Source organism: Microtetraspora sp. AC03309 (assembly GCF_020826795.1).
GTDB classification, from domain to species: domain Bacteria; phylum Actinomycetota; class Actinomycetes; order Streptosporangiales; family Streptosporangiaceae; genus Microtetraspora; species Microtetraspora glauca.
Genome location: NZ_JADDIL010000547.1, coordinates 1 through 430, shown reverse-complemented (window position 1 = coordinate 430; position 430 = coordinate 1). Strand labels below are relative to the sequence as shown.

General features: G+C 61.9%; 1 protein-coding gene. It reads right to left on the bottom strand.

Annotation, left to right across the window (positions count from 1 at the left end):
* On the bottom strand, positions 1-430 hold a 430-nt coding region (locus IMZ11_RS44290), incomplete at both ends, for a TIGR03619 family F420-dependent LLM class oxidoreductase (RefSeq protein ID WP_228649765.1).

Genomic DNA, 430 nt, shown 5'->3' with positions numbered 1-430 from the left:
GAACATCATCAGCGGTACGTCGTGACCGGCTCCGGCACGCAATTGCTCGATCCGTTTGGTCAGCACATCCCGCGGCAGCGGATTCGAGATCCAACCTGTCCCATGGCGGATGATGCGCTTGACCATGGCATCGGAATTGCCACCGACGTAGATGGGCGGGTGCGGTTTCTGGACCGGCTTGGGACGACAGTATGAGGACTCGAAGTTGACGTACTTGCCGTGGTATTCGGCAGGCTCGTCGGTCCACAGCGCCTTGACGGCCTCGATGCTCTCATCCAGTTGTGCGCCACGCGTTTTCGGATCGGTGCCGTGGTCGCGCATCTCTTCGAGGTTCCAGCCGGCACCGACGCCGAACACGAACCGGCCGTCGGAGATGAGGTCGATGCTGGCGGATTCCTTGGCGGTGTGGATCGGATCGCGCTGGATCAGC